The organism is Salinivibrio sp. IB643 (assembly GCF_001996105.1).
Taxonomy (GTDB): Bacteria; Pseudomonadota; Gammaproteobacteria; order Enterobacterales; family Vibrionaceae; genus Salinivibrio; species Salinivibrio costicola.
Window position 1 is genome coordinate 21432 of sequence record NZ_MUFF01000031.1, and the last position, 6091, is coordinate 27522.

At 51.6% G+C, this 6091-nt stretch carries 6 protein-coding genes; 4 read left to right on the plus strand and 2 right to left on the minus strand.

Annotation, left to right across the window (positions count from 1 at the left end; all coding sequences use genetic code 11):
- The first annotated feature begins 18 nt into the window (after positions 1-18).
- The 3 genes from ilvE to ilvA are packed head-to-tail and all read left to right on the plus strand — an operon-like array spanning position 19 to position 4381.
- Positions 19-960, plus strand: a complete 942-nt coding sequence (gene ilvE / locus BZG77_RS12385) for a branched-chain-amino-acid transaminase (RefSeq protein ID WP_077647464.1) — start codon at positions 19-21, stop codon at positions 958-960.
- A 17-nt stretch (positions 961-977) separates the two neighbouring features.
- On the plus strand, positions 978-2819 hold the full coding sequence (gene ilvD, locus BZG77_RS12390; protein WP_077647465.1) for a dihydroxy-acid dehydratase: 1842 nt from the start codon (positions 978-980) through the stop codon (positions 2817-2819).
- A gap of 2 nt (positions 2820-2821) precedes the next feature.
- The gene (gene ilvA / locus BZG77_RS12395; RefSeq protein WP_077647466.1) at positions 2822-4381 is read left to right on the plus strand and encodes a threonine ammonia-lyase, biosynthetic; all 1560 of its coding nucleotides are present in this window, start codon (positions 2822-2824) and stop codon (positions 4379-4381) included.
- Between the two features lie 45 nt (positions 4382-4426).
- Here ilvA and BZG77_RS12400 read toward each other — a convergent pair whose 3' ends face one another.
- On the minus strand, positions 4427-4798 hold the full coding sequence (locus tag BZG77_RS12400) for a helix-turn-helix transcriptional regulator (RefSeq protein ID WP_021022740.1): 372 nt from the start codon (positions 4796-4798) through the stop codon (positions 4427-4429).
- Positions 4799-4984: 186 nt separating this feature from the next.
- Positions 4985-5356: a helix-turn-helix transcriptional regulator gene (locus tag BZG77_RS12405; protein WP_021022741.1), complete on the minus strand. Its 372-nt coding sequence runs from the start codon at positions 5354-5356 to the stop codon at positions 4985-4987.
- Positions 5357-5736: 380 nt separating this feature from the next.
- On the opposite strand from BZG77_RS12405, the gene BZG77_RS12410 reads away from it, so the two are divergent.
- A partial coding sequence (locus BZG77_RS12410) for a transposase (RefSeq protein ID WP_131826155.1) occupies positions 5737-6091 on the plus strand: 355 nt, incomplete at its 3' end.

Here is a 6091-nt window from a genome sequence, read left to right on the forward strand (position 1 = left end):
CCAAAAAGGAAGAAAAAAATGTCGACAAATACCGCTGATTATATTTGGTCTAACGGGGAAATGATCGCTTGGCAGGATGCCACTGTGCACGTACTCACCCACGCCATGCACTATGGCACCTCAGTCTTTGAAGGGATACGTTGCTACGACACCCCAAACGGTCCCGTGGTATTTCGCCATCGCGAACACATGCAGCGCCTTAAAGACTCGGCCAAGATTTATCGTTTTCCGATCCCATTTAGCGTGGATGCGCTGATGGAAGGTTGCCGAGAAACCCTGCGCGTGAACCAGCTTCGCTCCGCCTATATTCGCCCGCTTGGCTTTGTCGGCAACGTCGGCCTAGGGGTCTGCCCGCCACCTGATACACAAATGGACATCATCATCGCTGCCTTTAGCTGGGGAAGCTACCTTGGCGAAGACGCCCTCGCACAAGGGGTCGATGCCATGGTCTCTAGCTGGAACCGTGCCGCCCCCAATACCATTCCAACCGCGGCAAAAGCCGGCGGCAACTACTTATCGTCCTTATTAGTGGGTGGAGAAGCCCGCCGTCATGGCTACGCAGAAGGCATTGCACTGGATGTGCGTGGCTACCTGTCCGAAGGGGCCGGTGAGAACCTCTTTATTGTCAAAAATGGCGTGATCAGTACCCCACCGGCCACCAGCGCGATTTTACCTGGACTAACACGCGATTCGATCATCACGCTCGCCAAAGAACAAGGGCTAACGATTCGCGAAGAGTCGATTGCACGTGAAGCGCTTTATCTGGCCGATGAAGTGTTTATGACGGGAACCGCAGCTGAAATCGTCCCCGTGCGCAGCGTCGACCAAATTACAGTGGGTGAAGGTCAACGAGGTCCGATCACCGCCTCACTACAGCAAGCCTTTTTTGGCCTGTTTGATGGCACTACCGAGGACAAATGGGGCTGGCTTGATCCCGTTCACCCCGACCAGCGCGCATAAGGCAAAGGAGTCGTAATATGCCAACCTATCGTTCCAAAACCACCACCCACGGTCGTAACATGGCAGGCGCACGCGCACTATGGCGTGCCACCGGCGTTAAAGATGATGACTTCGGCAAGCCAATCATCGCGGTGGTGAACTCGTTTACCCAGTTTGTGCCCGGGCACGTCCACCTCAAAGATATGGGCCAGCTGGTGGCGCGAGAAATCGAACAAGCCGGCGGGATTGCCAAAGAATTTAATACCATCGCAGTGGATGATGGCATCGCCATGGGCCACGGCGGCATGCTCTACTCACTGCCCTCGCGTGAGATTATCGCTGACTCGGTCGAGTACATGGTCAACGCCCACTGTGCCGATGCCATGGTCTGTATTTCCAACTGTGACAAAATTACCCCAGGCATGTTAATGGCCGCCATGCGCTTAAATGTGCCCGTTATTTTTGTCTCTGGCGGACCGATGGAAGCGGGGAAAACCAAGCTTTCCGATCAAATCCTTAAACTCGATCTGGTCGATGCCATGATGCAAGGGGCCAACCCAGATGTGTCTGATGAGCAAAGCGAGAAAATTGAACGCTCAGCGTGCCCTACTTGTGGCTCATGCTCAGGGATGTTTACTGCCAACTCGATGAACTGTTTAACCGAAGCGCTGGGGCTCAGCCAACCCGGTAATGGATCCATGCTAGCCACTCATGCAGATCGCGAACAACTGTTTATCAACGCCGGTAAACGGATTGTCGGGCTGGCCAAGCGCTATTACGAGCAAGACGATGACAGCATCCTACCGCGTAATATCGCCAACCGCGCCTCGTTTGAAAACGCCATGGCGCTCGATATTGCCATGGGCGGGTCAACCAATACCGTCTTGCACTTGCTGGCCGCCTCTCAAGAAGGCGATATCGATTTTGGTATGGATGATATTGATCGCATGTCACGCCAAGTGCCTCATCTTTGCAAAGTGGCACCCTCCACTCAGCAGTATCACATGGAAGATGTGCACCGCGCTGGCGGAGTAATGGGGATCCTCGGTGAGCTTCAGCGCGCCAACTTACTGAATATGGACCAGCAAACTGTGCTGGGCATGAGCCTTAAAGAGCAACTGGCACACTATGACATCATGCAAACCGACGATGAAGACATCAAAGCGTTTTATCGAGCAGGGCCTGCGGGCATCCGTACCACCCAAGCCTTCTCACAACGCTGTCGTTGGGACACTCTGGATGATGACCGTCAATCTGGTTGTATTCGTACCCTCGAGCACGCATTCAGCCAAGACGGTGGCCTTGCCGTGTTGCAAGGTAATATCGCCTTAAATGGCTGCATCGTCAAAACCGCCGGCGTGGATGAGAGCATTCTGACCTTCGAAGGGCCCGCGGTGGTCTTCGAAAGCCAAGACACCGCCGTAGAAGCGATTCTCGGTGGAAAAGTCAAAGCCGGCGATGTGGTCGTGATTCGCTATGAAGGACCTAAAGGTGGACCAGGGATGCAAGAAATGCTCTACCCCACCACCTACTTAAAATCGATGGGGCTGGGTAAGTCGTGCGCCCTGCTCACTGATGGCCGTTTTTCTGGCGGCACTTCCGGGCTATCCATTGGTCATGTGTCACCCGAAGCAGCTAACGGCGGCACCATCGCCCTCGTTGAAGACGGTGATCGCATTCACATCGACATCCCGACCCGTGAAATCAGCTTGCGGGTAGATGAAGCCACCCTCACTGCACGCCGAGAAAAGGCGCAGGCAAGAGGGTGGAAACCGAAAGATCGCCAGCGTCAGGTTTCTTACGCCTTAAGAGCCTATGCCACCCTTGCCACCAGTGCTGATAAAGGCGCGGTGCGCGATCGCAGTAAATTGGAGGAGTAAGCATGCAACAGGCGCAATCTTTACCCGCACAACCGATGGACGGTGCTGATTACCTTAGAGATATCTTGCGCGCGCCTGTTTATGAAGTGGCGATCAGCTCGCCACTTCAAACCATGAAACGCTTGTCTGAGCGCTTCGATAACCAGGTGCAGCTCAAACGCGAAGACCGTCAACCGGTTCATTCATTTAAACTGCGTGGCGCGCATAATATGATGGCCCAGTTAACCGACGCGCAAAAGCAAGCCGGTGTGATTGCTGCCTCTGCCGGTAATCATGCACAAGGGGTGGCGTTATCTGGAAGCAAGCTTGGCGTGCAAGCAACCATCGTCATGCCACGTACAACACCGGCGATTAAAGTCGATGCGGTACGCGGCTTTGGCGGCAAAGTGGTGCTATATGGCAATAATTTTGATGACGCCAAAGGCAGAGCACAACAGCTTGCCAATGAGCATGGCTATACCTTTGTTCCGCCCTTTGATCACCCACAGGTGATTGCCGGTCAAGGAACTATCGGTCTTGAGCTAGTGCAACAAAATGGTCATCTCGATTATGTCTTCTTACCCGTCGGGGGCGGAGGCATCGCTGCCGGCGTCGCAGTACTTATCAAACAACTGATGCCTAACATCAAGGTGATCGGTGTCGAAGCGGAAGACTCGGCCTGTCTGCGCGCGGCGTTAGATGCTGGCTTTCCCGTCACCCTCGATCGGGTTGGAACCTTTGCCGATGGCGTTGCAGTCAAGCGCATCGGAGATGAATCCTTTCGGCTATGTCAGCAATACCTTGATGACAGCATCACGGTGTCAAGTGATGCCATTTGCGCGGCGGTACAAGACATTTTTGAAGACACCCGTGCTATTTCCGAGCCGTCAGGCGCGTTAGCACTGGCTGGACTAAAACACTATGTTGAAAAGCATCAGCTAAAAGACAAGCAAATGGCGGCGGTGTTATCCGGTGCTAACACCAACTTTCACTCGCTACGCTACGTCTCTGAACGGGCTGAGCTAGGGGAAAAACGCGAAGGCCTACTTGCCGTCACTATCCCTGAACACACTGGCGCTTTTTTCAATTTCTGCCAGATTTTGGGCGATCGCGCCGTGACTGAGTTTAACTATCGATATGGGGATGAAAACCTGGCGAACATTTTCGTCGGGGTGCGGCTGCTGGGAGGCCAAGAAGAGTTGGATCAGATAATCAAGGATCTACGCCAAGCAGGTTATCCGGTAGAAGATTTATCCGACGATGAAATGGCCAAGGTTCATGTGCGTTACATGATTGGCGGGCGTCCCTCAACCCACCTCCATGAACGCCTATACAGCTTCGAATTTCCTGAATACCCAGGCGCACTGCTGCATTTTTTACAAACACTGGGCACCCACTGGAATATTAGCCTGTTTAACTACCGAAACCATGGCTCAGATTACGGACGTGTTTTATGTGGCTTTGAGATCGGCAACCAGGATTTGCTGGCATTTACCGCGCATTTACGCGAGCTCGGCTATGCATGGAAAGATGAAACGTCGAATCCCGCCTTTCGTTTTTTCCTCTCCCACTCAGCGACATAGACGCCAAATAAGCAAAAGCCCGATAACGTTTATCGGGCTTTTTGTTTATTCGTTTCGCGGCTCGGGCGTCATTGATACGACATACTCAGCAATCGATAGTGCGTTATCCATAACGGTTTGACGCGCAACTTGCGGCAATTGGCTCAGCAAGCTGGTTAAGGCGGCCAAATCGTCACGATGAGTGAAGGCAATGTCTCGCTCATCAGACTCACCATGCACGAACCAATTAAAAGGGCGACCGGTGATCTCTGCAATCGTGACCAGCGCTAAGATTTTTGGGTCGGTTTTCCCCGATTCCATATCTAGATAGGTTTGCCGCGCGACATTCAAACGCTGCGCCATCTCTACCTGAGTGATTTTACTGAATTCCCGTGCTTCACGGATCCGTTGCGCCATATGCGCGGTCGAAATCACCATGATTATGCCTCATCTCTGCTACCCGAGCTGTATTAAACAAAAGCCCGTCACAACACCAACCCTGCATTATGCATGGCTCGGTAGGCGTATCATGGTAGCGCACATCGATAGTGTGATGCTGCGCTACGGATGCCTACCTCAGTAAGCAAGCACTTACCCACATATCTAGCCGGTCAGGCAGTGCTCTTATGCGCGTTGAGCGGCCTTTGAATAGTTCACAAGGAACGACGCCATATTCACGCTTTGATTTAAAATGGCCGTGCGCGCTTCATGGGGTAAACGCGAGAAATGCTCGAGCAAGCGGTTCACATCTTGCTTGTATTGAACATCATGCATCTCAACATCTTCGTCGCCATAGACAAACCACACTAATGGACGTTCAGTCAATTCAGCGATATTGGAAAGCATGCGAACGCGAGGCTCAGTTTTACCGTTTTCGATATCCAAATAAGTCTGACGCGCCACATTGAGTAGTTTGGCCATTTTTACTTGAGTGATGCCTTTCCACTCACGCGCTTCTTTGATGCGTTTTGCTACTTGGGTTTTAGAATCAATCATTGCTTCCTCACTACAACTTATCAATATGTGTCGTTATACCCTGAGTATGCACAATGTAGGCCAGGTTATTAGGCACAAAATAAAGACTTTAAAATCATATCTTTAGCGATATACGCGACATCCTGTTTACATTTCAAGACGCCATGCCTGAGATTGAATGCAAAATGATTTGCATTTTGCAACAAAGCCTATGCAGATCGCATTTTTACAGCAAAGAAGAAGTAACTGATAAATGATCAACCACGCTCCTAGTCAGAGCTGTCGGCGGACAATAAAATTTGATCTATTTTGGGAGCGAAAACGGCGTTGTTTCCTAAATCATTGAACTTATCACTCTAGCGGCGATCAGATCATCAAGGCCTCAAAACAGGTCACCGATGATGAGCAAAGCCAAGTACAAAATCAGCAACTGGAAGCAATACAATCAGGCATTAGTTAACCGTGGTTCGATTACCTTTTGGGTTGATGACGCCGCTATCCAGGGCTGGCACTGCAAAAAGCATCATGGCAAACGAGGCAGAGGCTTTACGTTTACCGATGGTGCCATTGAAACAGCGCTGATGGTTAAAGGTATTTTCAAACTCCCTCTTCGCGCCCTGCAAGGCTTTCTCGACTCGATATTTGGCTTGATGGACGTGCCGCTAAAATCGCCGTCATACAGTTGTATCAGCAAACGGGCGAAGACGGTTGAGGTTAACTACCGATTACCCAGTCGTGGGCCCGTTGCTCACGTCG

Bases quoted from the DNA above. Each gene is read 5' to 3' on its own strand.
- ilvE (WP_077647464.1), top strand. From the start codon at position 19: ATGTCGACAAATACCGCTGATTATATTTGGTCTAACGGGGAAATGATC.
- ilvD (WP_077647465.1), top strand. From the start codon at position 978: ATGCCAACCTATCGTTCCAAAACCACCACCCACGGTCGTAACATGGCA.
- ilvA (WP_077647466.1), top strand. From the start codon at position 2,822: ATGCAACAGGCGCAATCTTTACCCGCACAACCGATGGACGGTGCTGAT.
- BZG77_RS12400 (WP_021022740.1), bottom strand. From the start codon at position 4,798: ATGGTGATTTCGACCGCGCATATGGCGCAACGGATCCGTGAAGCACGG.
- BZG77_RS12405 (WP_021022741.1), bottom strand. From the start codon at position 5,356: ATGATTGATTCTAAAACCCAAGTAGCAAAACGCATCAAAGAAGCGCGT.